Genomic DNA, 26,368 nt, shown 5'->3' with positions numbered 1-26,368 from the left:
CGCTTCTGGTGGCCGCCACCTCTCGTGGACCGGCCGGGGGGATCAGCGTGCTGACAGGAACTGTCAGCAACGGTGGGATATAACCGGGAACCGCGGTTTTGGGGCCGGTCGCCATTTCGTCGGAATATCCGGCTATGCCGCTCGGATCCTGGACTTCAATCCCGCCCCAATCGGAGCAAGTCCCGAGATGAAGCCGCATGATCGCATTTTCTTCATTCAATTTGCCGTGGCCCTTTCCGTCGGTGCGTTTCTTTCGCGGCTGCCCGACCTCCAGCGCAGGTTCGGCCTTGCCGAAGGAGAACTCGGCCTTTTGCTCGCTGTGTTGTCCTTCGGCGTTCTCTGCGGTCTGACCTTCTCGGTGAAGTTCATCGAGAGGCTTGGTGCGCGCAGAACCGCCTTCGTCACTGTCTTCGGCGCGTCGCTGTTTTTGGCACTGATCCCCTGGATGCCTTCGGCTCCGTCGGCAGTGCCGTTGTTCTTCATTGCCGGCATTTTCACCGGGGCATTCGAGATCAACGCCAATATCGAAACCGATCGCCATGAGGCGCTGCTTGGGTACCGCATCATGAGCCGGGCTCACGGCATGTGGAGCCTTGGCTTCTGCCTCACCGCCCTTGTTGCCGCCGGCATGCGGCAGGCTGCCGTGTCCATCGAACTGCATACTTTCCTCATCCTCGTCATTGTCTTGATTGCCGGATCGATCGTTTTCTCCGGGATCGAGAATGCCCCCAAGCGGCGCGATGCTCACCCCGGACATGCGCCGCTTATCGCCTTTCCCACCGTCGGGCTGCTGCCCCTCTGCCTCGTCGGCGCAGCTCCGCTTCTTGCCGAAGGCGCAAGCGTCGATTGGTCGGCGATCTATATGCGGGACGTTTTTGCCGTCGAACCGTTCGTCGGCGGGCTTGGCGTGACCATCTTCTCCTTGCTGATCGCCATCGGGCGGCTCGGCATGGACCCCGTCATCGACCGCTTCAATCCCCGCCCCGTCGCCATAACCCTCCTTGGAATCACGGCCATCGGTGTTGTGATGGTTGCGACGGCGACGCATCCTGTTGTCGCGCTTACGGGCTTCGGCGTGACGGGGATCGGCTGCTCATCGGTCTATCCGCTTGCCATCTCGGCTGCGGCCCGGCGCACGGATAGACCTGCAGCGGTCAGCGTTGCAGCACTCGGGCAGAGGACGTTTCTCGTGTTTTTTGCCGGGCCGCCGCTGCTCGGATTCGTTGCCGAACACGTCGGTATCCGCTTTTCCTACTGGGCGGTCGTCCCTGTTCTCGCCGCCGCACTTCTGCTCACCAGGGCTCTTGCCGCTGATCCTGCCGCCATCACAGGCCAGCCCGACCCGGTACAACCATACGGTTGATACGCCGCACCGGCCCGTCCTCTGTCGCGGAGCGTTCATATCCGCAACCGGCAGGGAGGTGGGCCATCGGCTTTCGTCGGCGGATGGGGCGGGCGCGATGTATTTCTCGCCGTATCCAAGTATTATTTGTAGTCGTCAAAAGTATAGCTCGTATGGGTGATGACCAGAGTCGCGCGCCGATGTCAACTCTTTGGCGAATGATCTTGTTGCTCAATCACTTGCGGGTGCGGTTCATCTTCTCCGAAAGGACCCGGTTCGGATAGTGAAACCTTAGCCTTTCCGGCCCGCGGAACCGTTGTTTTGCGGGATTTTCGACGGTCGTGTCCGGCCGCAAGGGAGACGCGCCTGCAGTCTATCCGCGCCTCGATTCGGACAAATTGCCGCCGTCAAAATGCCAGTATTAGTTGTTTCTAAATCACGCCATAATTGGCATCTACGTTGCCGCGCCTGTTTTATTCTTCGCCACATTTCGGAATTTCAGAGTTATACAAACAATGGTGGGTAACTATGAAGGTTATTCTCGTCATCGTCCTCACGGTGCTTGCCGTGCCCTGTGAGGCGGACATGCTGGGCACGGCATCCAAGTACAAGAGCATGCACGAACGCTCCATCTCCTTCCTCAGCATAAATCCCCGCAAGGTGTCGTGGTGCGGGGCGTTCCTGGCCTTTGTCGCCAAGCGATCTTCGCGGCAGCCGCCCCCCAACCCTAACATGGCGGCGTCCTGGAGGAATTTCGGCAAGCCGGTGTTCTTTCGCGCCGCCAGGCGGGGGGATGTCGTGGTGATCCGCACCGGCAGGCGCTTTCATGTGAGCCTTTTCGATCACATCGACCAGCGCCGGCAGTTCGTCTACCTGTTCGGCGGCAATCAATCCAACCGGGTGCAACTGTCGAGATATCGCGCCAGTTCGGTCGTGGCGGTGCGACGATGATGCCGGCTCGTCAGCTGCGAAGCTGAGGTCGTCACCACTCGTTAAGAGCGTCCTTCCGTTGATGGCGGCGAGCTTAAAGTTTGCGCGCCCTGATATGCAGGAAGATCGGCGCGATGCGGGTGTCGGCGACGACGGGCTCGGCCTCTGCTACCTCCAGCGATGCCATCGGCTCCCTGAAGGCCTCGATCGTCAGCCCCGCGTCGCCGATCATCGAAACCCAGGTCGACAGCGTCCGGTGAAAGCGCGGGATGGCAAAGGGCGTCAGCATCTCCCGCTCCGCTTGGGGTATGGAGGAAAAGATCCAGCGCTCGATCCGGCCGTCGCTCTCGTCGAAATAATCGGCGATCTCCACCGCGACGCGCTCGCCGGCCTCGTTGCGGATATTGCGGCGGGTCGGCGGCATGAAACATGGATGCAGGATGGAAAACTGGAGGAAGCCACCGGGTTTCAGGACATGGTGGATGCCCTTCAGCACCTGGCGCTGATCGGCCATGTCCATCATCGACATGAAGGCGGTGATGAAATCGAAATTCGCTTTCGGGAAATCGATGTTCTGGCCGTCGCCGAGCACGTAATCGATGCCGAGCGGCGCCTGCATCTCGGTCTCGCGGGCATAACGAATGAAGGTCGGCGCGATGTCTAGGCCGGTCATGCGGGCGCCGAGACGCGCGACAGCGCGGGTATTCGAGCCTTCGCCGCAGCCGAGGTCGAGCCCGGCAAGCCCCGCGACCGGCGGCAGCATCTCGAGAAAGGCCGGCGTGTTCAGCGCGTCGCGATATTTGTCCTAGCCGGCCCGGCTGTAAATCGTCCAGGTCTCGGCATTGCTTTCCCAATGGGCGGCGACGTCATCGGCGTTCATGGCTCATCCTCCTTGCGCAACCGGAACGGGCAGAGAGCTATACGCGCGGCGTGTGGCAATGGGAAGAGGGCGGGGTGAGGGTGCATTTCTCTGCGACAAACATGGTGGCCGCCCCCGTCCTTCGAGGCCCCTGCGGGGCGCCTCAGGATGAGGGCGGAGGGAGGGCGGGTTAGTGCGGACGGAAATTACCGCTGACGCTCCGGAATGCCGCGATGATGCTCTCCACGGCCAGTTCTGCCTGATCCGATGTCGTCTGGAAATTGGTGACGGAGAGGCGCAATACGTCGCGGCCGTGCCATTTGGCGCCGCCGGCGAAGATCAGGCCGTCCGCCTGGATCTTTTCGATCGTCTTTCGGGTCAGGGCATCGCCTTCTTCGTCCGGGCGGCCGGCCCCGAAGCGGATGACGAGCTGGTTCAGTGTGACCTCGTTCAGAATGGCGATGCCGGGTTCGCGGGCGAGCAGGTCGGCTGCCAGCCGCGCCGAGGCGCAGCACTGGTCGATGAGGGCGGCCACACCTTCGCGGCCGAGATGTTTCAGCATCGCCCAGGTGGCAAAGCCGCGCGCCCTTCTGGATAGCTCCGGCACGTAATGGGAAGGATCGCGCTCACCTTCACCGGCGAGCGGCAGATAGCTCGCGGCGATCGTCATGGCGCGGCGATGAGCGATTTCGTTGCGGACGATCGCATAGCCGCAATCATAGGGCGTCTGCAGCCATTTGTGGCCGTCGGTCGCCCAGCTGTCGGCGGCTTCGATGCCGCGGCTGAGATGGCTGGTCTTCACCGACGCCTGCGCCCAGAGGCCGAAAGCACCGTCGATATGCACCCAGGCGCGCTTCGCCTTCAACAGCGGAATGATGGCGGCGAAATCGTCGAATGCGCCGGTATTGATCTGCCCCGCCTGGAGAATGGCGATGACGGGACCAGAGACCGTATCGAGCGCGCCCGCCAGCGCGGCCGGGTCTATCCGTCCCACCGGATCGGTGCGCACGCGCAGCACGCGATCATGACCGAGGCCCAGGAATTGCAGCGCGGAGAACACCGTGGTGTGAGCGTCGTCACCGATCAGCACGGTGATCTCAGGCGCGCCGAACAGACCGTTGGCATCGGCATCCCAGCCGGCTTGGCGCAGCACCTCGCCGCGCGCGGCGGCAAGACAGGTGAAGTTCGCGACCGTCGCCCCCGTGACGAAGCCGACCGAGCATTCGGCCGGAAGCTTCAGGAGATCGAGAAGCCATTTCGCAGCGACGGTCTCGACGGCGGCTGCGGCCGGGGCGGCGGTATGGTTTCCGGCATTCTGGCCCCAGGCGCTGGTGAGGAAATCGGCTGCAACACCGACGGGATGCGAGCCGCCGATGACCCAGCCGAAGAAGCGTGGGCCGGTGGTTGCATGCAGCCCGGGTTCGGCGTCATTCGCCAACTGCCTGATAACATCAAGCATATCGGAGCCGATCGCCGGCAGCGGCTCGTCAAAGGAGACAAGCGAGGTTGCGTAGTCGTGAGTGGGCATATGGCGGGAAGGCGCTACCTGCCGAAACTCCGCCGCAAGCCGGGCGGCTTCCTGAAACAGAGATGCAATTGCCGACATGCGGATCCCCCTGCCGCCGACCGTTCGCCCTGGACGCCCCTCGAGGCATGCTGTCAGCGCAGGCAGTCTAGCCGATATTGCCGACGCTGTCTTGACAGCGAAACATACGATCGATCCTGGGCGCCGCGGAACCTTGCAGCATTGCGACCGCGCGCCGGCATCCATCAAGGCGATCCTGGGGAGGGCGGCATCGATGTAAAATTGCGTGAGCTCCGGCGGCGCATTGACGATTTCCAGTCGGAAGCGCGCGGCAGCCATCGTTGACGCTCGGCTCGCCTTTGCCGGGATATCCAAGATAAATCGAGCGGTGCGGGAGATATTTCCTGCAGCTCGCCAATAACTACATTATACGACGTTGTTTATTTCTGAATTTTATTGGGTTTATTTAAAATCTATTGCCTTTTATGAAAGTATCATTCAATGATGGGGAAATATCAATCGCGCTACTGCCAAGGACGCTATGCCAATGAGCGAGGGATATGCACTGAAGTATTTCGTTCTCTATACGCTGTTGTGCATGATGGTAGGGATAGTTCTTCTCGCCATTGTCCAGCAGGTTGCACCCTTCAAGATGGGCACGCGGAGCGACCAACCTGGCTGGTCGGCGACCGGGGCGAGCGAGCAAGCTGATGACCTGGTTGTGGGGTCGACCCCTGGCCCGGCGACCCACCCACCAGCCGTCCGGCCGCCCGCTCAATGGGACCTCAGGCCGACGAACCAACCGACTGTCGGACCGTCCGATCAATCGGGCGTCCGGAAAGGCGGCCGGGTCGGAACTCCAGCGCAGTAATGGGCGCTGGCGCCCGCTATTTTGGGTGTGGCACCTCTCCTCATTCTGAATCGCGGGGCCTGAAAGGGCGGAGCGTCGAAGGACACTCTTCAGCACTGCCCCCTGCATTCTTCAGCCGTCCGCGCACCCGCCTCGTCCTTCAATGCTCTGTGCGAGGCGCCTCACGATGAGGCTCTCTTAGGCGCCGACGTGACGGGTGGCGCAATAAGAGCCGGAATCGAAGTTGTCACCGCCGCTTGCATCGGCTGGAGCCCTCTGCAATGACGATAGCTGAGATATCCCAGGAGGTTTCCCGAATGGATGCAATCGGCGTGACGATCAGGCAAATCCAGCCAGGCGAGGTGGAGGCTTTCCGGCGCATCCGTCTGGAAGCGCTTCGCACCGAACCCTCCTGCTTTGCCAGTCGCTACGAAGACTGGGCGGCTCTTTCCCTCGAGGAGTGGCGCAGCCGCCTGAGCGAGCCGGTTTTCATTGCGTTTCAGGATAATGAGCCCGTCGGCATAATGGGCCTGGTGCGGCAGCGGTCGAGCAAGATGGCCCATCGCGCGACGATCATCATGGTCTACATCGGAAGGAGCCTGCGCGGCACCGGTCTTGCCGGGAGGCTGCTCGATGTTGTTTCCGATCATGCGCGCCATATCGGCATCCGGCAGCTGGAACTCTTCGTCAGCGCCGAGAACCCGGCGGCGATCCGGTTTTATCAGCGGCAGGGCTTCTCCGAGGTCGGCAGGATTCCGGCCGGGGTTCTGGAAGAGGGCAGGGAGATCGACGACGTTATCATGGCCCGCCGTCTGGTCACCTAAAGCGGGTCGCGACCTTTCAGAACAACCGCTTTCCCTCCTCTATTGACCTCAAGCGCGGTTGGGGTCGCAGCATGCCGGAATAGGCTGGAGGTTCGCCGTGACGAAAATTCTGAGAGACGAGGATCTGGTCGGCAGTGCGTTGATGGGCGTGGCGATTGATGCACTCGAGACCGCTTTTCTCGCGAGAGCCGGCAACCGGCTGGTCTCTCCGCCCCGGCATCATGTGTCCTTTTCCAATCGAGGCGATCTCGTCTTCACCGTCGGCGGTATCCTCGGCGACAAACCGCTCGCGGGTTTCCGCGTGTACGAAACATTCGACGGGGCGGAGCATTCGCAGATCGTCGCGGTGTGGTCGGCCGATGACGCCAAGCTCAAGGGCATCATTCTCGGGGAGCGCCTCGGCAACCTCAGGACCGGTGCCATCGGAGGTCTCGCCGTCCGCCATCTCAGCGCGCCCAGCGCTAGGATCGTCGGAATTCTTGGCAGCGGAGCGCAAGCGCGAACCCAGCTTGCCGCGGCCGCCGCCGTTCGAAAGCTGGATCGCGCCCGCGTCTACAGCCGCGACGAGAAAAATCGCTCCGCCTTCGCAAGCGAGATGCAGCTTGCCCTGGGGCTGGAGGTGGAGCCTGTCGGCAGTGCCCGCGAAGCCGTCGAGGCTGCCGACATCGTCATCTGTGCGACGACGAGCCAAACGCCTGTCATCCATGCGCGTGATCTGAAGCCCGGCGTGCACGTCAACACCGTCGGCCCGAAAACGCTTCAGGGATACGAACTCGGCCTTGATATCGCCGATGCCGCAGCGGTGATTGCGACGGATTCTCCCGAGCAGACCCGCGCCTACGCGTCGCCCTTTTTCCTCGCCGGCTCCGGCAAAGACGATCGCATGGCCGATCTTGCCGACATCATTGCCGGGAAGGCGGCCGGGCGAGGATCATCTGGGGAGACGACGCTGTTTTGCTCGGTCGGTCTCGCCGGAACCGAAGTGGTCGTCGCTTCGGCAATCCTCGATAGGTTAGGGATGCCGGCGTAGATTTTGATCAAGGGCGGGATTTAAGCCTTTGTTTTGATGCTGGTTGTCACCCGCCTCGTCCTTCGAGGCCCCTCACGGGGCGCCTCAGATGAGGCTCTCTTGGAGACCGTGCGCAACCAGAGATGCGCTTAGAATTTGATTCAAGGACGAGCCTCAAGCCTCTGTTCACACTGTCCGTTCACCCCAGACCCAGGACATCCTGCATGCCGTATTCGCCGGGCGGGCGTCCCGCCACCCAGCGGGCGGCGGCAAGGGCGCCGCGGGCAAACATGCCGCGATCGAGAGCCGAATGCGAAAGTGTCACGACTTCTTCGGCGGCGGCAAACAGTACGCTGTGTTCTCCGACGAGCCCGCCTGCGCGCAGGACGGCGAAGCCGATCTCGCCGGGTGGCCGCGCGCCGGTGATGCCGTCGCGCCCGCGCCGCTCGACGGAGGCGAGGGAAACGCCGCGGCCTTCGGCGGCGGCTTCACCGAGCATCAGCGCCGTGCCGGACGGTGCGTCGATCTTCCTGTTATGGTGGGCTTCGAGGATTTCGATATCCCAGCCCTGCGCGGGAAGGGCGCGGGCGGCCTGGGCAACGAGGCCGAGCAGCATGTTGAGGCCGATGGAGAAATTGCCGGAGCGCAGGATCGGAATCGTCCGGGCGGCCTCTGATATCCGTTCGAGTTCATCCGACTCGAAACCCGTCGCCCCGATCACCAGGGCCGGTCCGCCGGCCGAGGCACACAAGCCGGCAAGTTCGGCGGCGGCACGTCCCGTGGTGAAATCCAGGATCACGTCGGCGGTCGCGATCGCGGCCGAACGCTCGATCAGCCCTTCACCGATGGAGCCGGGACGACCGATGCCGCCGACGACCGCGAAAACCGGATCGGCCGCCAGCAGCGGCAGGATGGCGCGACCCATGCGGCCGTTCGCGCCGGCGACCGCTATTCTAATTGGTGATGTCACAGACTTTCCTTGCTGCGATATTGCCGATGTAGGGCTGTTCTTATCCGGCGTTCGCGCCGAAGAAGGGGATCTGCAACTACCGCACTTCCGCTTCCGGCGCAAAGCGGGGGCCTCCTCCGTTCCTCCCCGTGAACGTCTCGCCCTTACCAGTTGCCGGGGTCGGCGGTGTGATCGATGCTGGCGAATTCATCCGCCTTTTCCCGATCCAGCTTCACCTCCGTGGTCACCCTTGTCTCGTCGGTGACCGCGTAGCGGTCGGGAACCGGTCCCTTTGATAGTTCCTGATAGAGGAGCAGCGCTGCCTCCTCGGCGGTATCGGCCTCGATCTCCCGGGTGAGGGTAACGGTGAATTTATGCATGGTTCGGCCCTTTCGGTCGGCGCGTCGGCGATGCGCAGCTTGCTGCAGTCTGACACGAGTTTTGTGGCAAGGACACAAAAAGCGTGCCGCTCAGAATTTGATTCATGCGATGAATTCAGGTCTTTGTTTTTATGGATGTCGCGGCCACGGAACCATCGCACAGTTTTGGGCGAACTCCGCCGAGGAGGATAGATCATGCGCCTGAACCAGGTGACCGTTACGATGCCTGACCTCGATCTGGGCTGGAGCTTCTACACTCTCCTCGGTCTGAGGCCGGTCGTTGATGCCCGTCCGCGCTATGCGCGCTTCGTCTGCCCGGACGGAGACAGCACCTTCTCCCTGCATCAGGGCGAAAGCGGCGGTGGGGGAACCACAGTCTATTTCGAGTGTGAGAGCCTGGACGAGACGGTCGGCCGCCTTAGCGAGGCTGGCCTTCACTTCGTGAGCGGCCCCGAGGACAAGAGCTGGCTCTGGCGCGAGGCGGAACTGTTCGACCCCGGCGGCAACCGCGTCATCCTTTATTTTGCCGGATCGAACCGCGTCGATCCGCCTTGGCGGGTGGGTCAAGGAGACCCGAACTAAGGGCCTCGGCGCCGAAGGATCCTCGCCGCCCCCGAATTGACGAATCGCGGGCGCCTCGGCATCTTCAACTCGGCGTGGCCTAACGCCGAACCTCTCCAGACCTTCCCCAGCAGGGTCTTCAACCGGAGGCAAAGGGACTTTTGTCTCGGGTCGTTACCTTGGTCCTGATGTTTCGGGCCTGTTGCTGGGGAACGATGTCCGGAACGTGAGAGGCCCTGATATGACTGAGAATGGAAATTTCAAGCGGCGGGTACGTGCGCGCGCCGCCAAGACGGGTGAATGCTATACCGCCGCCCGCATACATCTGCTGCCCAACTCGGCGGAAGACGCAGCGCCCGAGGTGAGGCGCCTGCGTCTCGCCGTGGCGCAGACCACTCATGCAGACGATCCCCGCGACATCGACAAGCTTCGCCGCAGCGGCCAGGAGATCCGCCTTTTGATGCGGCAGGCGCGGCAGGCGGGGGCACGATTGGTGCACTTTCCCGAAGGGGCGACGTCAGCGCCCAACAAGCGCATCATGTCGGAAATCGGGCCGAGAGAGATTGGGCCGTCCGATTGGCGACGGTTCGAATGGGGCGTGCTTCGTGAGGAACTGGATGCAATACGCAGGCTGGCGCGTGAACTCGGCCTCTGGGCGGTCATCGGCTCGGTGCATCCGCTGACGGCGCCGCACCGGCCGCACAACAGCCTCTATGTCGTCTCCGACCGCGGCGAAGTGGTGACGCGTTACGACGAGCGCCTGCTGTCCAACACCAAAATCTCCTTCATGTACACGCCCGGGTCGATCCCCGTGACCTTCGAGGTCGACGGCATCCGCTTTGGCTGCGCGCTCGGCATGGAATGCCACTATCCGGAGATTTTCAGCGAATACGAGCGGCTCGACGTCCATTGCGTGCTGTTCTCGACGACAGGCGGTTCACCGGCTACTGAACCGTCTTTCGCCGCAGAGGCGCAAGGGCATGCGGCGAGCAATAGTTACTGGGTCAGTTTCTCGATCCCTGCCCATCCCGGTCGGGCTGATCCTGCCTCTGCCGCGATCATCGCGCCTGGCGGCCGATGGGCGGCGCAATGCCCTACGGATGGAACGGCCGCGATAACGCTCGCCGATATCGACGACAATCCCGGCGATCTTTCCCGTCCCTGGCGGCGCAAAGCGCGGAGCGGCCTCTATGAGCCGCATCGCGTCGATGGCGACCCGCGCAGCGACGGGCGGGATATGTTCTAGAGCCGCGTCGCGGCGAACCAGAATTTCATCACCGGTGGCTCGCGCCGCCGGTGATGCGGCGGCAAAAGAGGTCACTTTGAGGCGGCCCGCGGGGGCCGGAAGGGTGAGGCGTGCGCGGCTCTGATGTAGTGGTGGATGTCGATCTCCGACATTAAGCCGCGCTATAAACCGGCAATGAACCTTGGTGGACTACGACGGTCACCGGGACATGACCTTGTTATGCAATCACGCCGGATATCGTATCGGCCGAAGCGGTTACCAGGGTGAACTCACCATCGCAAAGACGATAGAACCCGTCTTGGGGAACGGGCAGTTCCAGCATTTCCCGCTTTGAAAGGCCAGAATAGACACCGCGTACCAATCTGCCAAACAGCCCGTGAGAAATCGCAACTGTCGGTCCATGTGAGCCTGCGAGCCAGTCCATCGCCCGGGCACAGGCAGCATCAAAGCCTTCCCCGTCGGGAGATTTGAAATACCAATCAAAAGCGTCGGATCCGTCCAGCATTCCTGGAAACTCGTTGTCGATCTCGAACTTGGTCATGCCATCCCAACAGCCGATGGTCACCTCCATCAGCCGTGGTTCCAGGCGGGCCGCCAGTGGCAATATCCGTTTCACGCGCGCCGCAGTCTCCTGAGTACGGCCCAGCGGGCTGACCTGGAGTTGGAATGACTGCTCGTTGCCTGCAACTTCCTTTTGCAGAAGCTTCGCGGCCTGGTCGGCCTGTTCGATACCGCGCTCCGTCAGCGATGAATCTTTCTGGCCTTGGAAGCGGCCCAAGCTGTTCCAAATGGTCTCGCCGTGGCGAAGCAGGTAAATCATCAGCGTTGTTCCAGGCCGGCCAATCAACAATGAGCGAGTCTGCTGGACCGAAGAGGGCGGTTGTAGCAGCTCCGTCATGCTACAGATCGATGATGACCGCAATTGGCGCGATCCATGCGAGCCCTGTCTTCTGCTGCCGGCGTTTTTGGTCACTCGGCAGCGCGCGGCGATCACTACCGGGAAATTGCTTCGGTGGGCTGGAGAAAGACGGTTTGCCTCTTATTTCACGGAGGAAATTCGAAACGAAGAGCGAAAGGACCGCGCAATGGCAAAGAACACGATCTGCGTATGGTACGACAAAGACGCCGAGGCGGCGGCCCGCTTTTATGCGGCGACGTTTCCCGACAGTGCCGTGGGCGCCGTCATTCGGGCACCGGGAGATTATCCCGATGGCAAGCAGGGCGACGTGCTGGTTGTTGAATTCACCGTGGCGGGTATTGCCTGTATCGGCCTGAATGGCGGTCCCGCATTCAAACACAGCGAGGCTTTCTCGTTCCAGATCGCCACCGACGATCAGGAGGAAACCGACCAGTACTGGAACGCCATCGTCGACAATGGCGGCCAGGAAAGCGAGTGCGGCTGGTGCAAGGACAAATGGGGTCTGTCCTGGCAGATCACGCCGCGCGTCCTCTCCGAAGCGCTGTCGGCAGGCGGTGGTGAGGCAAAGCGTGCTTTCGATGCGATGATGAAGATGAGGAAGATCGATGTCGCGGCGATCGAGGCGGCCCGGCGCGGCTGAGGCGCCCGTCCGACGCCAAGAGATATCAGGCTGTCAGAACCAGAGGTCGCGCACGCAGCGCCCTTTGGTGGGAAGATCTTCGAACGTCTCCAAGCCGTCGAACTGATCGATGGGCAGATCGGCGACGAGATCCGGCGGCGCAAGCCGCATGTTGACCGCCATGCGCCGGCGGCCATCCTTTTGAAGCCGCAGGCCGCGCCAGCTCAAGACGCAGGCGCAGGATGGGCAGAACAAGATTTCGAGGGACGACGTCTCCCGGCCGGAGCGGGTATAGGAGGCGGTCTCTCCGCTGAGCGCCATACGCTCTCCTTCGTAATCATAGGCCCAGAGGGTGCCGTAGCGGCGGCAGAGGGTGCAGTTGCAGGCGGTGATCGAGCCGGGATCGCCTTCGAGCGTCCAGCTTGCCTTGCCGCAATGACATGAGCCCGTCAGCATGAGTGTTTCAATCCTGCTGTCTCTTCAGGGGCGCATCCTGCCCCAATCGCGCGACGACCGCAATTGGGGCTTTCAAGCGCCTCGATTCGCCCGCTCGCCAGCCCGTTTGGTCAATTTATAAAATTTCTAGTTGAGATGGCGGCCGAAAGATGATCCGATGCGACTTGGCGTAGCCCGAGTCCACGCTTCCTCCCAATTTTGATCCGAGCGGCCCATGTCGATTTCCGATGCGATCTACCGTCCCTTCGAAACGTTGATCCGGCCGCTCGACATTCCCTACCGGCCGCTGCCTTCCAAAGGTCCGGTGACGGTGCTCCTGCACTTCATCTCGATGTTCCGCGGCGTGCTGATCGCGCTTGCGCTTTGCTCCATGGTGTTCGAGTTGATCAACCTGACGATCGTCTGGGGGCTTTCGGTCATCGTCGATGGCGTGACGCAACAGGGCGCCGCCGCCTTCCTGCACAATGAATGGCTGCTGTTGAGCGTTCTCGGCTTCCTGATCTTTCCTGTGATGCCCATCCTGTCGTTCGTGCTGAACACGCTGAACTCGCACACTTTAGGCATCGGCATGCCGGCCGCCATTCAATGGCAGGGACATAAGGCGGTGGAGCGGCAAGACCTTGCCTTCTTCCATGATCTCTATGCCGGCCAGGTTGCCTCGCGCCTCTCGCAGGTATCCTCCGCCGTCCAGCAGCAGATCCTTGCCGGCTTCCAGTCCATCCCGCGCTTCCTGATGCAGCTGGTGGGTTCGGTTATCCTGCTGAGCGCGCTTGCCTGGCAGCTTGCCCTGCCTGTCGTCGTCTGGATCGCGCTCAACATCGCATTCACGGCCAGGGTCGTGCCTGTTTTCGTCGAGCGCTCGCGCCGCACCGCCAAGCAGCGCAGCCTGGTCGCCGGCGCCATCACCGATCTTTATACCAACATGCAGATGATCAAGCAGTTTGCGGCCGAAGACAGCGAGGCCGGCGCCATCCGCCGCATCATCCAGAAGACCGTGCAGACGCAGCACAGCGAGCAGCGTATCTATCGCTCGTCGGAAGTGACTGTCGTCATTCTCAACACGCTGCTGTGGCTGACCATGCTGTCGATCGGATTTTCCGGCCTTGTCAAAGGCTTCCTCACGGTCGGCGAGTTCGTGGGCGCGGTCTACATCCTCAACCGGCTGTCGTCGCAGATCTTCGTCTTCCTCCAGATGGGCCAGCAGATCTTCCAGGCGATCGGCACGATCAAGGACGCCATGCCCGTCATGACCACACCTCCGACGATCACCGACCGGCCGGATGCGACTGAGCTCAGTGTTCAGCGCGGCGAAATACGTTTCGAGAACCTCCACTTCGCCTACAAGTCAGGCAAACCCGTCATCGACGACCTGTCCCTGACGGTCCTGCCCGGCGAGAAGGTGGGCCTGGTCGGCCTTTCCGGCGCCGGCAAGACCACGCTCGCGAACCTGCTTCTGCGCTTCTACGATATCAACGACGGCGCGATCCTGATCGACGGACGGGATATCCGCGCCATCACCCAGTCCAGTCTTCGCCGGGCGATCGGGGTCATCGCGCAGGATGTCGCCCTGCTGCACCGGTCGGTCGGCGACAATATCCGCTACGGCCGGCCGGAGGCGACAAGAGATGAAATCGAACGGGTGACGAAGATGGCGAGTGCCGATGCCTTCATCGCCGATCTGACTGACAGCGAGGGCCGCAAGGGCTATGACGCCTTCGTCGGCGACCGCGGCATCAAACTGTCAGGCGGCCAGCGGCAACGCGTGGCGATCGCCCGCGTTCTCCTGAAAGACGCGCCGATCCTGGTGCTCGACGAAGCGACGTCCGCGCTCGACAGCGAATCCGAAGCTGCCATCCAGGAGCGGTTGAACCTGGTCATGGAGGGAAAGACGGTGATCGCCATCGCCCACCGCCTTTCCACAATCGCCAGGATGGACCGGATCGTCGTGCTCGATCGCGGGCGGATCGTGGAGGAGGGCAGGCCGGACGAGCTGGTCGAAGGCGACGGCCTGTTTGCGCGCCTGTGGAAACGCCAGACCGGCGGCTTCATTCCCGAAGACATCGATGAAGCATTGCCGGATTCGGCTGCGACCTGACGGAATGGCTAACGGCCCGCTGGCTGAGATGCCGTCAGCGAACCAAGAGCAGACGGCCGCCGATCAAGATCAGCGCAGCCCCCATCACGCGCTCGATGCTGGCCTTGAAACGCAGGAAACCGGCGGAAACGCGTGGATTCGAAAAGAAAAAGGCCAGGCCGCAATACCAGAGGGCTGAAAGAAGGAAGCAGGTCAGGGCGATGACGCAATAGAGCCATCCGGGCGCATGCGCCGGAATGACGAGGGCAAAGATACTGCCGAAGAAGGCCACCGATTTCGGATTGGTCATGCTGACGATGTAGGCGCGGCGCATGGCGGAGCGCCATGTGACTTCGCTCGCTCCCGTCGGCTTCAAGGGCTTGGACGCGTTGCGGATCATCTTCAGGCCCAGCCACATCAGATACAGCGCGCCGGCCACCTGCAACAACATATGCAGCCATTCGAAATGGCTCAGCAGAAAACCGAGCCCCGCCATCGCCATGATGGCCCAGGTCAGGGATGCGATCGCAAGTCCGAGACCTGCAAAGAGCCCGGCAGCGCGGGACACCGTCATGCTTGTGTTGGTGACGATGATGAAATTCGGTCCGGGGCTGACGAGGGAGGTGATATAGACGCTGACGAGCAATGCGAGTGAGTTGATATAGTCCATCCGGCTTTCCTGTTTTGCTGGGCCGGGAGCCTATGCGAGGCCGGTGGTTTTTGAACGGCTCCTCGTTCAAGGGCATGACTGACCGGCGGTGGAGAGACAATTTGCCGGTCATTCCTAGCGAAGGCGCATGCCGGCACCCCTTGACGATGACGGCGGCGATCCTGCCTATTGACTGGAAGGGAACCGGGGCAGGGTGGTCATGATCAATCCGTCGAGCAACTCGGGAATGCGCGACGCCGATGTCACCATCCGTCGCATTCTCAAGGTCAACCATGCGGGCGAGTTCGGCGCTATCAGGATCTATGGCGCCCAGATCCTGATGGCCCGGCGGCTGTTTCCCGACATCGTTCCGGCGCTTGAAGAGATGCGTGAGGACGAGATCGACCATTGCCGGCTGTTTCGCGGGGCAATGCCTGCAAGGAGCGCCAGGCCCTGCCGCGTCATGGCCTTCTGGAGCCTCGGCGGTTTCGTGCTCGGCCTGCTGACGGCGCTTGGCGGGCGCAACATGATCTGGATCTGCACGGAGGCCGTGGAAAGCACGGTCCATCGCCATCTCGAAGACCAACTGGCTTTCCTCGCCAAACGCGATCCCGAGCTTCATAGCCTGATCGCATCGATACAGGAACAGGAGCTTGCGCATCTCAGGAAGGCCGAGGACAGTCAGAAGAAACGGGGCCTCAGCCACGCCTTGCTCCTGCCCGTCATCGGCGCCCTGACCGACCTGATGATCTGGCTCTCCACCTGGGGCGACTCGAGCTGGATGCGCGCCGAAATGGTGCGTGCGGGGAAGGGATAGGCTTTGATGGGGAGGTTCAGAGGAAGCGATGGCGGCAGAGGAAACGGTAAGCTTTGATGTCGAGGGGCATCGTGTTGTCGGGACATTGTGTCTGAAAGCCTCGGCAAAAGCACCAACGCCGCCTCGATGAAGGCCGGTTCCCTCCGCTACTCGACCACCCCGAGGATCGGCCCGTAACCGCCGTGCCAGGAGCGGTCGTTGCGGCCCATGACCGGGTAGTAAAGCCCGACACCGTTTCCACCGTCGAGAAACAAGGCGTCGGGGCATTTCAGATTGTCGCGGAAGAGCCGCGCGAAATCGTGGAAATTCACTCCGTCTTCGCTGATCGCCAAGCGAACCGTGCCGGCTCCGCAGACCCCGACACCGCTGCGGCGGGTTCGATCGGTCGAACCGGGGATGAAGATCGGGTTCAGCTTGCCGGCGATGACGAGCATCGGACCGGACTGTGTGGCGAACCGCACCTTCGGCGCACGCTGCAGAAATTCATCTGTGGGAAGGATGCCGGCGCCGGTTTCACCTAGAAAGAACACGCCGTTCGGTTTCTTGTAGAAATTCGGCACCTGGCCGGCGGAGCTTTCGGCCTTTGCGGTATTGGCGGGTTTCAGTTCCCTGGCGTTCTCGACATACAGACCCATCGGCGAAAAATCGGCCCGGTACATGCCGGCGTTGACGGCCAGCACCAGGGTCTTCCCCTCGGCGCGGACAGCTTCGGCAAGGCTTGAAAAAGCCCGGTACGGCGCGCCATCGGCGCCCTTCCAGAACAGGCGCAGGTCGGCTTTTCCCGCTTCCAGCGTGCAGATGACATATTTCGCCTCTTCGAAACTCTGCTGTTCGCATTGCCCGGCATGGGCCTGATGCAGGGATGTCATCGTTGCCGCCAGCATGATGGCGGCGGCGAGCACGCCTTGTTTCAGATAGGTCATCGATCCCACCTCAAATTGCTCACCATGTGCCTGACAAAGCCGTGCCGGCCAGCAGCACGCCCGTCAGGATATTGGCGAGGAACAGGCGATAATTCAGGTCGGGGCGGGCGAGGTCGATCCGCCGGATCTGCCAGGCAAGGTGGGCTGCGATCACCAGCATTCCGATCGCATAAGGCGGCGACATCTCCAGCAGCCAGCCCCCGAGCGACCACGCCCCGACGGCCAGGGCATAGAACAAGCCGATCCACATCTTGCCGCGCCGGCCGAAGAGGATCGCCGTGGATTTCAAGCCGAGGCAGGTGTCGTCCCTGACGTCGACATAGGCATAGACCGTATCATAGCCGATCTGCCAGGCGATCGCCCCGGCCCACATCAGAACGGCGCCGGCCGGGATATGGCCTGCAAGCTCGGCCCATGCCATCAGCATCCCCCAATTGAACGCCGCGCCCAGGACCGCCTGGGGCCAATGGGTGAAGCGCTTGCAGAGCGGATAGAGGAAGACGAGCGGCAGAACCGATATCGCCACCAGGCGCGTATAGGGTGTCAGGAAGAGCAGAAGCGCGGCCGCGGCCATGAGTTCCACGGCCAGAAAGACGAAGGCTTGCAGCGTGCCAAGCTCTCCGCTTGCAAGCGGCCGGAAGCGGGTTCGCTCCACATGGCCGTCAAACTTCCGATCGGCGATGTCGTTGACCGTGGAGCCGGCGCTTCTCATCAGCAGGGCGCCGAGAGAGAAGATCACAAGCTCACCGAGGTCCGGCAGACCGTGCGATGCCTGGATGAGGGCGGCCCAGCAGGGGAAGAGCGTCAGCCATATTCCGACCGGGCGATCGAGCCGCGCCAGCCGCGTGTATGGCCGCCATGCGGCCGGCAATCGTCGATCCACCCAGTCGCCATGGTTGATATCGCTGAGATCGGGGCGGCTGAGCGTGGTCATGATGTGATCTGAAATTCCTATCGCGATAGCCGGGATGACTCAGTTTTTCATCGCCACCGGCGGCGCTCAGAATAGGAATTTTTGCACGTGCGGCAACGGCCCGACTGGCATTCGATGATTTTTATAAACCGCCGCGGCCGCGTCTCGCCTTGGGGAACAGTCGGTCCCTACCAGGCGGTAAATGCAGTGCCGAGTGCCGTCGTGTGAGAGGATGAGACCTGTGCGACGTCGGCCTTGAGCGAGACGACACAGTTTCCCGGACAGCTGAGCTTGTGCATCGTCAGGTGCTTCAGCAAAGCCTCCGCATCGCGCTTCTCGGTGAGCGGGAATGTCACGGTCATGCGAGTTCCTCCAAAGAACACAGTGTGCATCTGAAGAAATTAATGTCTAAATTCTTTTGCGCTGCAACAAGAAAATTTTAATGATAAAATTAAAATCGATTAACTCTCGGACGGCGATTTTTAAAATCGGTTGAAATTAGATTCCACGCTGTGCACGTTGGGCGCGCTGGCGGACGCAGGGGCCGGGCACTACCTGCCGTTGCGGGCTGCCCAGCTCCTGAGCCGCAATCCGTTGAGCCTGATGAAGCCTTCGGCGTCGTGATGATCATAGGCGATCGCGCTTTCCTCGAAGGTGACGAGGTCGGCGGAATAGAGTGAGCAGGGCGAGGTGCGGGAGACGACCGTAGCACTTCCCTTGTAGAGCCTGAGCGTCACTTCGCCGCTCACGAAGTCCTGGCTCCGGTCGATCAGAGCCTGCAGCATTTCCCGCTCGGGAGAGAACCAGAAGCCGTTATAGATCAGCTCGGCGTAACGGGGCATGATCTCATCCTTCAGATGTGCGGCGGCACGATCGAGCGTGATCGATTCAATGCCGCGATGGGCCGCAAGCAGGATCGTTCCTCCCGGCGTCTCGTAGACTCCTCGCGATTTCATGCCGATGAAGCGGTTTTCGACGAGATCGAGCCGCCCGATGCCGTGCCGGCCGCCGAAGCTGTTGATCGCGGTGAGCAAGGTGGCCGGCGTCATCGCTTCGCCGTTCAGGGACACCGGGTCACCGCTTTCGAAGCCGATGGTGACGGTCTCGGGCGTATCGGGAGCATCGATAGGGTCGACCGTGCGCTGATAGACATATTCGGGCGCGGCCTCGGCCGGATTTTCGAGGATCTTGCCTTCGGTGGAGGTGTGCAGGAGGTTGGCGTCGATCGAGAAGGGCGCTTCGCCGTGCTTGTCCTTCGGCACCGGGATCCCATGCATCTCGGCATAGTCGAGAAGCTGCATGCGGGAGCGGATGTCCCATTGACGCCAGGGAGCAATGATCTTGATCGACGGGTCGAGGGCATTGACGGCGAGCTCGAAGCGGACCTGGTCATTGCCTTTGCCTGTGGAGCCATGGGCGACGGCATCCGCGCCGACCTGCCGGGCTATGGCAACCAGATGCTTGGCGATCAGCGGCCGGGCGATGGAACTGCCAAGCAGATACTGCCCCTCATAAAGCGTGTTGGCGCGCAGCATCGGAAAGACGAAGTCGCGGACAAATTCCTCCCGCAGATCGACGATACGGATGTCCTTGCCCCCCAACATTGCCGCCTTCGCCCGCGCCGGCTCCAACTCCTCGCCCTGGCCGAGGTCGGCGGTGAAGGTCACGACCTCGCATCCGTAGGTCTCCTGCAGCCATTTGAGAATGATCGAGGTATCCAAGCCGCCGGAATAAGCGAGCACGATTTTATCCATCTGTCTTGTCATAACCAATCTCCACATCGATGCTTGGAACGATAGGTCATATCTCGCGCAATGAGCTTGCGAAGCGTCCTCAAAATTGCGAATGTTTGGCATATTATGCCACGGTGCAGTAGGCTGGAGCTATAAAATGCCGGTAGTCCTCGATGCGATCGATCGCCATATCCTGCGTGTGCTCCAGCGCGACGGGCGCATTTCGAACGTCGAACTGGCAAAGGAGGTGGGGCTGTCGCCTTCGCCCTGTCTGCGCCGCGTGCGGCTCCTGGAAGAGGCCGGGATTATCGATCGCTATGTTGCCGTGCTGGACCCGGCAAAAGTCGGGGCGGGACTGACGGTTTTTGCTCGCGTGTGGTTCAAGACCCAGGATGCCGAGGTCACCCTGCGCTTCGCCGAGGCCGTCAGGCGGTTTCCCGAGGTGATGGAGTGCTACCTGACGACGGGCGAGTGCGACGCCGTGCTGCGCATCGTCACCGCCGATCTTCACAGCTATTGGCGTTTCCAGGCCGACCACCTGACACGCATTCCGAGCGTCCTCAGCGTCAAGACCGACGTGCCGATGGAAACGCTGAAGAGGAGCTACGAGTTGCCGGTTCGGTAGGGGCGCCTGGCCTTGGCGTATGCCGCGGGTGGCCAGCCCCGTCCTTCGAGGCCCCTTCGGGGCGCCTCAGGATGAGGCTGGAGAGGGGGCGTGCCGTGGAGTCTAGATCGATCGCTGCCCGTCATGATGGAGCGTCTTGCTGGTCACGAAGTCGTTCTCCATGAGGTAAATATAGGCGCTGGCGAGGCGTGCGATGTGGCCCGGCGATCTTGTAGCTCCTAAGCGCTGCCGGTATCGGCTTTCAAGCTATGGCCAGCTGTAGCACTGCCTGCGGCGTTCAAAACATGATCTCGAATAGCGGCGGCACTTTCCTGTGGTGATGCGAAAGTGACATCCAGGACGAGGGTGTTTTGAAGCTGGGGATCGAGAACGCAAGCTTGTCGGCTGCGTTTCCTCGAAGCTTCTGTATCTATGGATTTCAGGTGGACACGGCGTGCCGGGGTGGAAATCCGGCGTGCCAGTTCGTCTTCGTCGCAGAGCAGCCGGACGGGGACGAGCAAGGCCTGGCGCTGTTGAGCTGCGGCAGCAATTTGCTGAAACGTGCGGATGCTTCGCTGATCGCCTTCAATGCCGGCATGCGTGAAGATGAAGTTAGCCGAGGGGGCGCTATAGGCCACGATCGCATCCAAGACGGCTTGCCGAACTCTTCCGGTGTATTCCCATATTCCTTCCGGGAGGGGAGACGTCCCATCGTCATCCAGGAGGCCCAGTATCGGGTTGTTGAACCAGTGATTGTCGATAATCTTTGCGGGGAAAAGCAGACTTAATTCTTTGGCGATCGCGAGTTTGCCGACGCCTGGAAAACCGATCAGCAGAATGAAGATATTCATACGGAGCAACTCCCTACTCTCTTCTGACAATAGCGTTTTCGCAATCCTTGCAGCTAATGCTCACTCGACTTGGATATGGATATGGTCGTCGTGGCGGGCGGCGCGGCAGCCCTGGAAGCGGACATGGCTGTCGGTAATGCCAAGCGCGTTCTTCAGATGCGGCTCGATGAAGATTTTCTGCAGGCCGAAGCGCGCCACGCCTTCGCTGGTCAGCCAGGCGACCGCGGCCGATGTGCGCTGCTCCTCGATGCCATAGGCCGGAAACAATGGCTGCAGCGCGTCGAAATCCCAGCGCGTGGTCAGCCAGTCGTGGCGCCCCTCGCATGGCAGTTCGTCGCCAGGCGCCGGCTCTTCGAAGGCGAAATAACCGATCGGGGAGCGGGTGGCGCCATTCAGGAAGGCGCCGTCGGCATTCTTGTAATAATAGGCGAAGTCGAGCTTTTTGCCGTCCGCATGCGACAGATGCGGAAGCAGCGGAAAGCCGTCCACGAAGGGGAAATTCGCATCCAGCGCCACGGTGACGGTTCCGGGAAATTTCGCGTCCATGTGGGCGGCAAGCGCCTTTGCCAGATCGCGCAGGTCAGGCGTGACATAGTTGCGGTTCAGCAGGCAGTAGATCGGGGAGCGGACCACGAGCCTGTCGGTGGCGCCTGATATGCAGGAAAGGGGAACCCGGCCGAACATCGGGGCTGCGAGGCTCGCGGCAAATGTCGCACCGGCATAAAAAAGCAACAAGATGGCAAGTTTTGCCGGAAAGCGGCGGATGCCCCAGGCGCGGGACGCGGCGAGGGCGATGAGATAGGCGACGCCGCCGATCTGCGTGAGCAGCGTCAGAATGAGAACCATAAAGATGTGAAGAGCAAAACGGAACACGGGGAGAGGCCTTGCGGGACGTTGCCATCCATAGGCGAGGGGATGGTGATCCGCAAGACGTCTCGAAGCAGCCGCCAAGTGCGGCTGGTGCGTTGGCTCCGAGGGATCGATGTCAGGTCTTATTGGTGGTCCAACTGCTTCGACAGTTCGGCGAAAAGCCTGTCGCGGTGCGTGTTCAGCTGGACGAGATCGACGGCAATAGTGACGGCGCGGCGCCCTTCGATGCTGTCGATGTCGAGCTTCCTCTCGCAGCACCATTGCCGGACGGCGTCGGTGACGATCGTTATTTCATCATCGTTGAGTGAGATGAGCGATAGCATGGTCGCGCCCTCCGTAAAGCGGCAAGAGCACTATGGCCTCTCAAGCGGTCGTGCCGATGCCGATGGGCCGATGGCATTCACTTTACGCTCATTCCCTCGCAACACCACCGCTATTTATCCGGGTTCGGCGCAAGCCCGGTTGCCCGCGCTTCCCGGTCTTCATCCCGTTGCCGCCGCCAACATCCCGCGGCAGGCGGCTGAGTTATTTTGCCAGCACGATATGCGTGGCGTGTTCGGTGGCGACATGCTCGGCGACGCGGAAGCCGAGGGCCGGCAGGTCGATGCCTGCAAACAACGCTTCCCCCTGGCCGAGCACGACGGGCGAGAGGGCGAAATGCAGTTCGTCGATCAGGCCGGCCTGCAGATATTGGCGGACGGTGCTGACCCCGCCGCCGATCTTCACGTCCTTGCCGCCGGCCGCGGCCTTCGCCTTGGCGAGCGCCTCCTCGATACCGCCGGTGACGAAGTGAAAGGTCGTGCCGCCTTCCATGACGATCGGTTCGCGGGGATAGTGCGTCAGGATGAAGGTTGGCGCGTGATAGGGCGGATTCGGCCCCCACCAGCCCTTCCAGGCATCATCCGGCCAATCGCCGCGGATAGGGCCGAACATGTTGCGCCCGAGAATGAAGGCGCCGAAATTGGCCATGCCGCGGGCGGCATAATCCTCGTCGATCCCTTGCGAACCGTCGTCCTTTCCCTGCATGGCGCGGAAAGTGCGGGTATGGAAAAACCATTGGAACATCTCCGGCCCCCGCTTGCCGAGCGGATCTTGCATGCTTTGTTCCGGACCCGCGCCGAAACCATCCACGGAAACGGAAAACCCTGCGACACGCACTTTGGACATGCTTTCCTCCATCTGATTTCAAAATGAAACTGGTTGCTTTGTCGCATAAGTGCTCCTATATTGCAACCAGTTTTTGATGGAGATGCTTGGTGGATATCGAACGGCGCTCGGGCTGCCCGATCAACCTGACGATGGAGGTGCTGGGCGACCGGTGGAGCCTCATTATCATCCGCGACATCATGTTCGGCAACCGCCGCCATTTCCGCGATCTTCTGACCCATTCGGAGGAGGGGATCGCCTCCAACATCCTGGCCGCCAGGTTGAAGCGGCTGCTCTCGCTCGATTTCATCAGCAAGCGGGATGATCCGAGCCATAGCCAGAAAGCGATCTACAGCCTGGCGGAGCCGGCGATCCAGCTCGTTCCCGTCTTCGCGATGATCGGCGCCTGGGGGCGGCGCCATCTGCCTGTCAGCGAGGAACTGAGCATTCGCGCGCAGCTTCTCGAAGAAGGCGGGCCGCCGCTCTGGGACGCATTCATGGAGGATCTCCGGCAAATCCATATCGTCGATCCGATCGGCGGAGCCAACGGCACGCGCACCTCGGCCGTGCTGGCCAAGCTGACGGCGGCGTTCATCGAGGTTCGCGCGAAATCGTCGGCGCCGGCATCCTGATATCGGGAAAACTCAGCCGCCGGCACCCTGGTATTTGCCGGTGGCGTAGCGCCAGTACGCCATTGCGACCAGCACCCAGACCGGGCCGGCCGCCAGAGCCGCCGGGCCGGCCCAGTCGCCAAGGATCGGGACGGGTTTGCCGAGCAGCGCGGCGACGGGAACCGAACTGGTCAGCGCCAGCGGAACGGCGGTGAGGAGGGTGATCTGGATGCTGCCGGGAAAAATGTTGAGAGGGTAGCGCATCAGCTCCCAGAAGCCGAAGAAGATCGAGAACAGATGGTTGGAGCGCACCCAGATCAGCGCGGTGGCGCCGATCATGGTGATCAGGGCGGCGGTCAGCAGCGTGGCGCTGAAAAGTGCGGCGGCGAGGAAGAGAGCTGAAGGGACCGACCAGGCGAAATCGACTGACAAAACCGCCCAGCCGAGCAGCGGCACGGCAAGGATGATGTGGCCGGCATAGCCGATATTGAGACCGGAAAAGATCAGATAGACCCAGGGACTGAACGGCTTGACCAGCAGCGCATCGTAAGTGCCGAGACGCACCAGTTCCTCGAGATCGCGCAGCTGCGTGAAGCTCATCGCAGCACCGAGGGAATAGGCCAGCAGCTGGAAGCTGTAGAGCAGCGCCAGTTCCGGCCAGCTCCAGCCTCCCAACCTATCGAAGCGGGCAAGCAGGATGCCGATGGTGGCGAAGACGCTGCCATAGGAGAGGATCTGTGCAAGGCGATCGAGCCAGAAGGCGCCGCGATATTCCATCTGCGACCGGATATACATGCGCACCAGCAGCGGAATGACGCGGAGGTGATGAAGCAACATGGTCAGCCTCCCTGCACGGTGATGCGGGTCGAGGCTGAGCGCCAGAGCCAAAGGACGCCGAAGAGGAACAATCCGGCCCAGCCGAGACCGAGGCCGAGATGAAACCAGGTGTCGGCAGCCGAAAGCCGGCCGAGATAGACGGCATTGGGGTAATAGACCACCCAGGCGAAGGGCAGGTGGCGGGCGATCGTCGCCAGCGGCTCGGGGAAAAACCAGAAGGGCACCAGCAGGCCGGAGAACAATTGCAGCAGGGCGCCGAGGATCCAGTCGAGCGAGAAGCTCGTCATTAGCCAGAAGGCGATGAGGCCGCAGAACATCGACATCAGGGACAGCAGGATGAAGGAAAGCGCCCAGAAGGCGATGAACATGGCGCCGTCGAACAGGCTTGCCGGCGGCAGCATGCCGTAGAACATGGCTGTGACGGCGACGGTCGGGATGACCTGCGTCATCAGGCGGTAGCCGAAACTGCCGCATTCATTGGCGAAGACGTAAAGCGGATAGAAGATGGGCTTCAGCAACCAGACGGCGACGTCCCCCGTCTTCAGCGACCGGCCGATCTCGCTGATGATCCTTTCGGGGCGGGTGGCACCCATCACCGCACCGCCGAGCAAGGCATAGGCCACCATCTGCTGCAGCGAGACACCGTCGACCATCGTTGCACCGATGCCGGCATAGGCTGCCTGCCAAATCGCGACGCGGGCGAAGACTTGCACAAGTTTGCCGAAGATGTTGGCCCAGACTTCGTTGCGGTAGGCCAACTGGGCATGGAAAGCGCTGCGTGCGAAGGCGGAATAAGCGCTCACGACGCCCGCGCCCTGGCGTTGCGGCCTTGGTAGAAGGTGCGGATGACCTCTTCGATGTCGGGCTCGTGCAGCGCCACATCCTTGAGGCCGCGGTCGCTTCCCACCTCCGACAGGATCCTGACCAGCGACACGTCTTCGCGTTCGATCAGATAATTCTTGCGCAGGCCCTCGTCGCTGACGAGCGAAGCGGTGCTCAGCGGCAGCGGCCCGGGGTCGCTGGCAAATTCGAGGGTCAGCCGCCGGGCCGAGCCCAAAGCCGTGCGCAGGCTCCTCAACTCGCCGTCGAAGATCAATCTCGAATGATCTACCATGATCAGCCGCGGGCAGATGGTTTCGATGTCCTGCAGGTCATGGGTGGTGAGGATGATGGTGACGCCGCGCTCGCGGTTTATCTCGGCGAGAAACCGCCGCACGGCATCCTTGGCGACCACGTCGAGCCCGATCGTCGGTTCGTCCAGGAACAGGATCTTCGGATCGTGCAGCAGCGACATGACGATCTCGGCGCGCATGCGCTGGCCGAGGCTGAGCTGGCGCACCGCGCGGCCGAGAAAAGGCGTGAGGTCGAGCAACTCGCTGAAGCGCCTTAGATTGTCCGCATAGCGGGCGGGCGGGATATCATAGATGCGCTGGTGCAAGGTAAAACTGTCGACCAGCGGCAGATCCCACCACAGCTGGCTGCGCTGGCCGAAGACGACGCCGATTTCGCGTGCATTGTCCATCCGCTTGAGATGCGGCGTGCGGCCGAGCACCGAGAGCGTGCCGGCGCTCGGCACCAGGATGCCGGTCATCATCTTGATCATCGTGGATTTGCCGGCGCCGTTGGGGCCGAGATAACCCACCGCTTCGCCGGCAGCGACGTCGAAATCAATGTCGGAAACGGCCACAACTTCAGTATATTCGCTCGTCACCAGCGTCTTCAGGGCGCCGAGCAGGCCCGGAAATCTCTTGTGCTGCCGGAAGCGCTTGCTGACGCCCCGTGCCTCGATCAAAGCCGTCATATGTATTTCCCGCCGATTCGGCAGCTGAGAGGATTGGAACCCAGGCTAACGCCGGCCTCGGCCAGTGCAA

Annotated in this window: 28 protein-coding genes and 1 pseudogene; 11 read left to right on the top strand and 18 right to left on the bottom strand. The window is 61.8% G+C overall.

Annotation, left to right across the window (positions count from 1 at the left end; all coding sequences use genetic code 11):
• The first annotated feature begins 187 nt into the window (after window positions 1-187).
• Both BBJ66_RS08905 and BBJ66_RS08900 read left to right on the top strand, forming a co-directional pair.
• Window positions 188-1,363: an MFS transporter gene (locus BBJ66_RS08905; RefSeq protein ID WP_071086416.1), complete on the top strand. Its 1,176-nt coding sequence runs from the start codon at window positions 188-190 to the stop codon at window positions 1,361-1,363.
• A 507-nt stretch (window positions 1,364-1,870) separates the two neighbouring features.
• Window positions 1,871-2,293: a TIGR02594 family protein gene (locus BBJ66_RS08900; RefSeq protein ID WP_049731735.1), complete on the top strand. Its 423-nt coding sequence runs from the start codon at window positions 1,871-1,873 to the stop codon at window positions 2,291-2,293.
• 73 nt (window positions 2,294-2,366) lie between these two features.
• Here BBJ66_RS08900 and BBJ66_RS08895 read toward each other — a convergent pair.
• Together BBJ66_RS08895 and BBJ66_RS08890 are read right to left on the bottom strand one after the other, a co-directional pair.
• Window positions 2,367-3,152: pseudogene (locus tag BBJ66_RS08895) on the bottom strand (class I SAM-dependent methyltransferase).
• Window positions 3,153-3,321: 169 nt separating this feature from the next.
• Window positions 3,322-4,737 carry a pyridoxal phosphate-dependent decarboxylase family protein gene (locus tag BBJ66_RS08890; protein WP_071086565.1) on the bottom strand — a complete coding sequence of 472 codons (1,416 nt, stop codon included), beginning with the start codon at window positions 4,735-4,737 and terminating at the stop codon, window positions 3,322-3,324.
• A gap of 1,086 nt (window positions 4,738-5,823) precedes the next feature.
• On the opposite strand from BBJ66_RS08890, the gene BBJ66_RS08880 reads away from it, so the two are divergent.
• Both BBJ66_RS08880 and BBJ66_RS08875 read left to right on the top strand, forming a co-directional pair.
• A complete protein-coding gene (locus BBJ66_RS08880; RefSeq protein WP_049731741.1) occupies window positions 5,824-6,330 on the top strand; it encodes a GNAT family N-acetyltransferase in 507 nt (168 codons plus the stop codon).
• 97 nt (window positions 6,331-6,427) lie between these two features.
• A complete protein-coding gene (locus tag BBJ66_RS08875) occupies window positions 6,428-7,360 on the top strand; it encodes an ornithine cyclodeaminase family protein (RefSeq protein ID WP_071086412.1) in 933 nt (310 codons plus the stop codon).
• 178 nt (window positions 7,361-7,538) lie between these two features.
• Here the strand turns inward: BBJ66_RS08875 and dapB are convergent, their stop codons facing one another.
• Both dapB and BBJ66_RS08865 read right to left on the bottom strand, forming a co-directional pair.
• Window positions 7,539-8,309, bottom strand: a complete 771-nt coding sequence (dapB, locus tag BBJ66_RS08870) for a 4-hydroxy-tetrahydrodipicolinate reductase (protein ID WP_071086410.1) — start codon at window positions 8,307-8,309, stop codon at window positions 7,539-7,541.
• Between the two features lie 143 nt (window positions 8,310-8,452).
• A complete protein-coding gene (locus BBJ66_RS08865; RefSeq protein WP_049731744.1) occupies window positions 8,453-8,668 on the bottom strand; it encodes a hypothetical protein in 216 nt (71 codons plus the stop codon).
• A 195-nt stretch (window positions 8,669-8,863) separates the two neighbouring features.
• Between BBJ66_RS08865 and BBJ66_RS08860 the strand changes: the two genes are divergently transcribed.
• Complete coding sequence (locus BBJ66_RS08860) at window positions 8,864-9,250, top strand: VOC family protein (RefSeq protein WP_071086408.1); 387 nt, start codon at window positions 8,864-8,866, stop codon at window positions 9,248-9,250.
• 220 nt (window positions 9,251-9,470) lie between these two features.
• The gene (locus BBJ66_RS08855; protein WP_071086406.1) at window positions 9,471-10,475 is read left to right on the top strand and encodes a carbon-nitrogen hydrolase family protein; all 1,005 of its coding nucleotides are present in this window, start codon (window positions 9,471-9,473) and stop codon (window positions 10,473-10,475) included.
• 217 nt (window positions 10,476-10,692) lie between these two features.
• Here the strand turns inward: BBJ66_RS08855 and BBJ66_RS08850 are convergent, their stop codons facing one another.
• A complete protein-coding gene (locus BBJ66_RS08850; RefSeq protein ID WP_049731747.1) occupies window positions 10,693-11,295 on the bottom strand; it encodes a histidine phosphatase family protein in 603 nt (200 codons plus the stop codon).
• 265 nt (window positions 11,296-11,560) lie between these two features.
• Here BBJ66_RS08850 and BBJ66_RS08845 point away from each other — a divergent pair, with 265 nt between their 5' ends.
• Window positions 11,561-12,034: a VOC family protein gene (locus BBJ66_RS08845; protein WP_071086404.1), complete on the top strand. Its 474-nt coding sequence runs from the start codon at window positions 11,561-11,563 to the stop codon at window positions 12,032-12,034.
• A 33-nt stretch (window positions 12,035-12,067) separates the two neighbouring features.
• Here the strand turns inward: BBJ66_RS08845 and BBJ66_RS08840 are convergent, their stop codons facing one another.
• Entirely contained in the window at window positions 12,068-12,469 is a 402-nt protein-coding gene (locus BBJ66_RS08840) for a GFA family protein (RefSeq protein WP_071086402.1), read from the bottom strand.
• Between the two features lie 214 nt (window positions 12,470-12,683).
• Here BBJ66_RS08840 and BBJ66_RS08835 point away from each other — a divergent pair, with 214 nt between their 5' ends.
• Window positions 12,684-14,564 (top strand): ABC transporter ATP-binding protein, encoded by a 1,881-nt coding sequence (locus tag BBJ66_RS08835; RefSeq protein WP_071086399.1) that lies wholly within the window; start codon window positions 12,684-12,686, stop codon window positions 14,562-14,564.
• 34 nt (window positions 14,565-14,598) lie between these two features.
• Here the strand turns inward: BBJ66_RS08835 and BBJ66_RS08830 are convergent, their stop codons facing one another.
• Entirely contained in the window at window positions 14,599-15,213 is a 615-nt protein-coding gene (locus BBJ66_RS08830; protein WP_071086397.1) for a LysE family transporter, read from the bottom strand.
• 199 nt (window positions 15,214-15,412) lie between these two features.
• Between BBJ66_RS08830 and BBJ66_RS08825 the strand changes: the two genes are divergently transcribed.
• A complete protein-coding gene (locus BBJ66_RS08825; RefSeq protein WP_071086395.1) occupies window positions 15,413-16,009 on the top strand; it encodes a demethoxyubiquinone hydroxylase family protein in 597 nt (198 codons plus the stop codon).
• A 146-nt stretch (window positions 16,010-16,155) separates the two neighbouring features.
• On the opposite strand, the gene BBJ66_RS08820 is transcribed toward BBJ66_RS08825, so the two are convergent.
• From BBJ66_RS08820 to BBJ66_RS08810, 4 genes are all read right to left on the bottom strand, one after another.
• Window positions 16,156-16,932 carry a phosphodiester glycosidase family protein gene (locus BBJ66_RS08820; protein WP_071086393.1) on the bottom strand — a complete coding sequence of 259 codons (777 nt, stop codon included), beginning with the start codon at window positions 16,930-16,932 and terminating at the stop codon, window positions 16,156-16,158.
• 19 nt (window positions 16,933-16,951) lie between these two features.
• Complete coding sequence (gene ubiA / locus BBJ66_RS08815) at window positions 16,952-17,866, bottom strand: 4-hydroxybenzoate octaprenyltransferase (protein ID WP_071086391.1); 915 nt, start codon at window positions 17,864-17,866, stop codon at window positions 16,952-16,954.
• Window positions 17,867-18,033: 167 nt separating this feature from the next.
• Entirely contained in the window at window positions 18,034-18,207 is a 174-nt protein-coding gene (locus tag BBJ66_RS34915) for a hypothetical protein (RefSeq protein ID WP_167347732.1), read from the bottom strand.
• Between the two features lie 189 nt (window positions 18,208-18,396).
• The gene (locus tag BBJ66_RS08810; RefSeq protein ID WP_071086389.1) at window positions 18,397-19,611 is read right to left on the bottom strand and encodes an argininosuccinate synthase; all 1,215 of its coding nucleotides are present in this window, start codon (window positions 19,609-19,611) and stop codon (window positions 18,397-18,399) included.
• Window positions 19,612-19,735: 124 nt separating this feature from the next.
• Here BBJ66_RS08810 and BBJ66_RS08805 point away from each other — a divergent pair, with 124 nt between their 5' ends.
• A complete protein-coding gene (locus BBJ66_RS08805) occupies window positions 19,736-20,203 on the top strand; it encodes an Lrp/AsnC family transcriptional regulator (RefSeq protein WP_049731756.1) in 468 nt (155 codons plus the stop codon).
• A 218-nt stretch (window positions 20,204-20,421) separates the two neighbouring features.
• On the opposite strand, the gene BBJ66_RS08800 is transcribed toward BBJ66_RS08805, so the two are convergent.
• The 4 genes from BBJ66_RS08800 to BBJ66_RS08785 all read right to left on the bottom strand — a co-directional run bounded on the left by BBJ66_RS08800 (window position 20,422) and on the right by BBJ66_RS08785 (window position 23,070).
• The gene (locus BBJ66_RS08800) at window positions 20,422-21,033 is read right to left on the bottom strand and encodes a chloramphenicol phosphotransferase (protein WP_071086386.1); all 612 of its coding nucleotides are present in this window, start codon (window positions 21,031-21,033) and stop codon (window positions 20,422-20,424) included.
• Between the two features lie 60 nt (window positions 21,034-21,093).
• Window positions 21,094-21,906, bottom strand: a complete 813-nt coding sequence (locus BBJ66_RS08795) for a hypothetical protein (RefSeq protein WP_071086384.1) — start codon at window positions 21,904-21,906, stop codon at window positions 21,094-21,096.
• Window positions 21,907-22,025: 119 nt separating this feature from the next.
• The gene (locus BBJ66_RS08790; RefSeq protein WP_049731758.1) at window positions 22,026-22,226 is read right to left on the bottom strand and encodes a hypothetical protein; all 201 of its coding nucleotides are present in this window, start codon (window positions 22,224-22,226) and stop codon (window positions 22,026-22,028) included.
• A 202-nt stretch (window positions 22,227-22,428) separates the two neighbouring features.
• Window positions 22,429-23,070 (bottom strand): dihydrofolate reductase family protein, encoded by a 642-nt coding sequence (locus tag BBJ66_RS08785; RefSeq protein ID WP_071086563.1) that lies wholly within the window; start codon window positions 23,068-23,070, stop codon window positions 22,429-22,431.
• 89 nt (window positions 23,071-23,159) lie between these two features.
• On the opposite strand from BBJ66_RS08785, the gene BBJ66_RS08780 reads away from it, so the two are divergent.
• Window positions 23,160-23,681 carry a winged helix-turn-helix transcriptional regulator gene (locus tag BBJ66_RS08780; protein WP_071086382.1) on the top strand — a complete coding sequence of 174 codons (522 nt, stop codon included), beginning with the start codon at window positions 23,160-23,162 and terminating at the stop codon, window positions 23,679-23,681.
• Between the two features lie 12 nt (window positions 23,682-23,693).
• Here BBJ66_RS08780 and BBJ66_RS08775 read toward each other — a convergent pair whose 3' ends face one another.
• The 3 genes from BBJ66_RS08775 to BBJ66_RS08765 are packed head-to-tail and all read right to left on the bottom strand — an operon-like array spanning window position 23,694 to window position 26,298.
• Window positions 23,694-24,497: an ABC transporter permease gene (locus BBJ66_RS08775; RefSeq protein WP_071086380.1), complete on the bottom strand. Its 804-nt coding sequence runs from the start codon at window positions 24,495-24,497 to the stop codon at window positions 23,694-23,696.
• Between the two features lie 2 nt (window positions 24,498-24,499).
• Window positions 24,500-25,300 (bottom strand): ABC transporter permease, encoded by an 801-nt coding sequence (locus BBJ66_RS08770; RefSeq protein WP_071086378.1) that lies wholly within the window; start codon window positions 25,298-25,300, stop codon window positions 24,500-24,502.
• Complete coding sequence (locus tag BBJ66_RS08765; protein ID WP_071086376.1) at window positions 25,297-26,298, bottom strand: ABC transporter ATP-binding protein; 1,002 nt, start codon at window positions 26,296-26,298, stop codon at window positions 25,297-25,299. The genes BBJ66_RS08770 and BBJ66_RS08765 overlap by 4 nt, the downstream gene beginning before the upstream one ends.
• Between the last annotated feature and the right edge of the window lie 70 nt (window positions 26,299-26,368).

The organism is Rhizobium sp. RSm-3, from assembly GCF_001854685.1.
Classification (GTDB): Bacteria; Pseudomonadota; Alphaproteobacteria; order Rhizobiales; family Rhizobiaceae; genus Rhizobium; species Rhizobium ecuadorense.
This window is presented reverse-complemented; position numbering and strand designations above follow the sequence as displayed.

Excerpts from the sequence above, each read along its gene's own strand:
- BBJ66_RS08805 (WP_049731756.1), top strand. The coding sequence starts at position 19,736 with ATGCCGGTAGTCCTCGATGCGATCGATCGCCATATCCTGCGTGTGCTC.
- BBJ66_RS08900 (WP_049731735.1), top strand. The coding sequence starts at position 1,871 with ATGAAGGTTATTCTCGTCATCGTCCTCACGGTGCTTGCCGTGCCCTGT.
- BBJ66_RS08845 (WP_071086404.1), top strand. The coding sequence starts at position 11,561 with ATGGCAAAGAACACGATCTGCGTATGGTACGACAAAGACGCCGAGGCG.
- BBJ66_RS08850 (WP_049731747.1), bottom strand. The coding sequence starts at position 11,295 with ATGATTTACCTGCTTCGCCACGGCGAGACCATTTGGAACAGCTTGGGC.
- BBJ66_RS08905 (WP_071086416.1), top strand. The coding sequence starts at position 188 with ATGAAGCCGCATGATCGCATTTTCTTCATTCAATTTGCCGTGGCCCTT.
- BBJ66_RS34915 (WP_167347732.1), bottom strand. The coding sequence starts at position 18,207 with ATGACCGTGACATTCCCGCTCACCGAGAAGCGCGATGCGGAGGCTTTG.
- BBJ66_RS08860 (WP_071086408.1), top strand. The coding sequence starts at position 8,864 with ATGCGCCTGAACCAGGTGACCGTTACGATGCCTGACCTCGATCTGGGC.
- ubiA (WP_071086391.1), bottom strand. The coding sequence starts at position 17,866 with ATGACCACGCTCAGCCGCCCCGATCTCAGCGATATCAACCATGGCGAC.
- BBJ66_RS08800 (WP_071086386.1), bottom strand. The coding sequence starts at position 21,033 with ATGAATATCTTCATTCTGCTGATCGGTTTTCCAGGCGTCGGCAAACTC.
- BBJ66_RS08865 (WP_049731744.1), bottom strand. The coding sequence starts at position 8,668 with ATGCATAAATTCACCGTTACCCTCACCCGGGAGATCGAGGCCGATACC.
- BBJ66_RS08790 (WP_049731758.1), bottom strand. The coding sequence starts at position 22,226 with ATGCTATCGCTCATCTCACTCAACGATGATGAAATAACGATCGTCACC.
- BBJ66_RS08840 (WP_071086402.1), bottom strand. The coding sequence starts at position 12,469 with ATGCTGACGGGCTCATGTCATTGCGGCAAGGCAAGCTGGACGCTCGAA.
- BBJ66_RS08785 (WP_071086563.1), bottom strand. The coding sequence starts at position 23,070 with ATGTCCAAAGTGCGTGTCGCAGGGTTTTCCGTTTCCGTGGATGGTTTC.
- BBJ66_RS08825 (WP_071086395.1), top strand. The coding sequence starts at position 15,413 with ATGATCAATCCGTCGAGCAACTCGGGAATGCGCGACGCCGATGTCACC.
- BBJ66_RS08855 (WP_071086406.1), top strand. The coding sequence starts at position 9,471 with ATGACTGAGAATGGAAATTTCAAGCGGCGGGTACGTGCGCGCGCCGCC.
- BBJ66_RS08830 (WP_071086397.1), bottom strand. The coding sequence starts at position 15,213 with ATGGACTATATCAACTCACTCGCATTGCTCGTCAGCGTCTATATCACC.
- BBJ66_RS08880 (WP_049731741.1), top strand. The coding sequence starts at position 5,824 with ATGGATGCAATCGGCGTGACGATCAGGCAAATCCAGCCAGGCGAGGTG.
- BBJ66_RS08835 (WP_071086399.1), top strand. The coding sequence starts at position 12,684 with ATGTCGATTTCCGATGCGATCTACCGTCCCTTCGAAACGTTGATCCGG.
- BBJ66_RS08810 (WP_071086389.1), bottom strand. The coding sequence starts at position 19,611 with ATGACAAGACAGATGGATAAAATCGTGCTCGCTTATTCCGGCGGCTTG.
- BBJ66_RS08820 (WP_071086393.1), bottom strand. The coding sequence starts at position 16,932 with ATGACCTATCTGAAACAAGGCGTGCTCGCCGCCGCCATCATGCTGGCG.
- BBJ66_RS08890 (WP_071086565.1), bottom strand. The coding sequence starts at position 4,737 with ATGTCGGCAATTGCATCTCTGTTTCAGGAAGCCGCCCGGCTTGCGGCG.
- BBJ66_RS08775 (WP_071086380.1), bottom strand. The coding sequence starts at position 24,497 with ATGTTGCTTCATCACCTCCGCGTCATTCCGCTGCTGGTGCGCATGTAT.
- BBJ66_RS08765 (WP_071086376.1), bottom strand. The coding sequence starts at position 26,298 with ATGACGGCTTTGATCGAGGCACGGGGCGTCAGCAAGCGCTTCCGGCAG.